At 65.9% G+C, this 2,694-nt stretch carries 2 protein-coding genes; both read right to left on the bottom strand.

All coding sequences use genetic code 11. The features are described 5' to 3' along the window. Positions 1-95 precede the first annotated feature (95 nt). Entirely contained in the window at positions 96-845 is a 750-nt protein-coding gene (gene istB, locus CD29_RS20105) for an IS21-like element IS1474 family helper ATPase IstB (RefSeq protein ID WP_003460139.1), read from the bottom strand. Beyond that, complete coding sequence (istA, locus tag CD29_RS20100; protein WP_024360721.1) at positions 733-2,418, bottom strand: IS21 family transposase; 1,686 nt, start codon at positions 2,416-2,418, stop codon at positions 733-735. The genes istB and istA overlap by 113 nt, the downstream gene beginning before the upstream one ends. Positions 2,419-2,694: the final 276 nt, after the last annotated feature.

The raw sequence follows: 2,694 nt of genomic DNA, 5'->3' as shown, positions 1-2,694 counted from the left end.
ACTGCGGATTTCGGTGAACGTGACCGAGCGTTTCGCTAATACGTGACCGGTGCTTCCACCCCGGTTGCGCGGGTTCTGGATTGTAATCGCATCGGTCACGATGCGGCTTGTTCCTCGGCTTTTTTTCGGCGCAGCGACTCGCCTTTCATCGTCAGTCGGTAGGCGTTGTGCACCAGGCGGTCGAGGATGGCATCGGCCAGGGTCGGGTCGTTGATCCAGCCGTGCCAGTGCTCGATGGGCAGTTGGCTCGTCAGGATGGTGGAGCGGCTGCCAGCGCGGTCGTCGATCACCTCCAGCAGGTCATGCCGGGCTCCTTCCTCCAGCGGGGCTAGCGCCCAGTCGTCCAGCACCAGGACGTCGACCTTTGCCAGCTGTTGCAGGGTACGGCCGAAGCTGCCGTCGCCATGAGCGATGCGCAGTTGTTCCAGCAGGCGCGGGGTGCGCAGGTACAGGGTGCTATAGCCCTGGCGGCAGGCCTGGTTGCCCAGGGCGCAGGCCAGCCAGGTTTTGCCGGCACCGGTCGGGCCGGTCAGCAGCAGGTTGTGCTGCTGGCGGATCCAGTCGCCACTGGCCAGGGTGGCGATCAGACGCTCGTCCAGGGCGCGTCCGGAGCGGCGGTCGAGATCTTCCAGGCAGGCGTTGGCGTACTTGAGCTTGGCCTTCTTGCGCAGCCGTACCAGGCGCTGGTTGTCACGCCAGGCCAGTTCGCGGTCGAGCAGTAGGCCGAGGCGTTCATCGAAGCTCAGGCTGTGGCTGGCCGGCAGCGTCCATTGCTCTTCCAGGGCGCGGGCCATGCCGTCCAGGCGTAGCTGGTGCAGTTGATTCAGGGTGTGTTGCGGCATCATCGAACAGCTCCTGTTGCGGGGGTTGGTAGTAGTCGGCGCCACGGACGTTCTCGTGGTCGCCGGGTAAGGTCGTTTCGGCGGCACGCTGGGGCAGCGGCTGTTGATCCAGGCCTTGCTGGAGCAGGTTGCGCACGCTGCGCCCGGTGAAGGCGCGCAGGTGTACGGCACGTTCGGCAGCGGCTTCCAGGCGTGCATTGCCATAGCGCCGGGCCAGCGAGAGCAGGCCGAGGCAGGCGCGGTAGCCCATCTCCGGGTGCGGCTTGTGGGTCAGTTGGTGATCGATCAGTTGGCGCGTGTAGGGGCCGATCCGCTCGCCCCAGTCGAGCAGGCGTTGCGGCGTCCACTCACGATGCGCCTGGTGCGCTGCGGGCATGTGTTCGCGCTGGGTACTGTAAGCGCCGCGTCGCCCCAGCAGCAGGTGGCTGGCCACCCGCCGGTTGCCATGCAGCACTTCCAGGGTGTGTGCCGTCAGTCGCACGTCCACGTTCTGCCGGGCCAGGGCGGAGGGCACGCTGTAGAAGCTGCCATTGACCTCGATGTGGTAGTCGATGCTGACCTTGCAGCGCTTGAAGGTGGCGACCTCGTAGGGATGCACCGGCAGCGCTCGCAAGGCCGGGCGATCCAGACGCTCGAACCAGTCGCGCCGGCAGCCATCGAGCCGCTTGAACGGGCGCCGATTCAGATCCTCCAGCAGCTCGGCGATGGCCTGGTTAAGCGCATGCAGGCTGAAGAACTGCCGATGGCGCAGCCGCGCCATGATCCAGCGCTCGACCACCTGCACCGCCACCTCGGCCTTGGCCTTGTCCTGAGGCTTGCGTGGCCGTGCCGGCAGGATCACCGTCTGGTAATGACGCGCGCACTCCAGCGTGGCCCGGTTCAGGCCCGGCTCGTAGCGATCCGGCTGGGCGACCAGGGCGCGCGGATTGTCCGGCACAACCATTTCCGGCACGCCGCCAAAGTAGGTCAGAGCCTGGCCCAGCGAGGTCAGCCAGTCCACCTGGGTTTCGCCTGGCGTCGCGCAGGCATAGGTGTAATTCGAGGCGCCCAGGGCGGCGACGAAGATGTGCGCCCGGCGCACTTCGCCGGTGGCCGGGTCGACCACCGGCAGCGTCGGCCCGGCATAGTCGATGAATAGCTTCTCGCCCGCACGGTGCAGCTGACGCATCGAACGTTTGAGCGTCTGGGCGTAGCGCCGGTAGTGCTCGACGAACTGGGTGTAGCGGTAGGTCGGCTGGCCCGCATGCGCGGCGAGATATTCCTCCCACAGCAGCTGCAAGGTCACGCCCTTGCGTCGCAACTCGCGGTGGATGCTCAGCACATCGGGCAGCACTCGCTCACCGCGCGGCTTGTTCGTCGACGTCGGTGCAAACAAGGCGGCCGCCAGCGCGGCCTCGTCCATGGCCACCAGCGCCGGCCAGTCCAGCCCGGCCACCCGCGCCGCCGCGATGTACTTGCTAACCACGCCCTTGGACAGCTGCAAGGCACGGGCAATCTTCTCGTGGGACAAGCCGGCCTCAAACTTGAGGCGCAGACATTCTTTGATGTTTCGCATGGCTACTCGCGGCGCCGCCATCTTCCTCTCCCGAAATCGGTCGAGGATGGCGGCGCATCAGGTCATGCGCAACGAAGGGGAAGGCTTTCGCTAAGTCGTGACCGGCGATTTCGGTAAGCCGTGACCACCTGTTTCGGAACAGGCGGAGAATCGGTCACGTTGCTACCGAAATGAGCGGTCACGCGTTAGCGAAATGAGCGGTCACGATCAACCGAAACGGCCGGTCACGGTGCTCCGAAATCCGCAGAAATGCATTTCGCCTTGCTCCTGCAGCGTCTGCCGGGGCTGGTGGAGCTG

The organism is Ureibacillus manganicus DSM 26584 (genome assembly GCF_000772945.1).
Taxonomy (GTDB): Bacteria; Bacillota; Bacilli; order Bacillales_A; family Planococcaceae; genus Ureibacillus; species Ureibacillus manganicus.
This window is presented reverse-complemented; position numbering and strand designations above follow the sequence as displayed.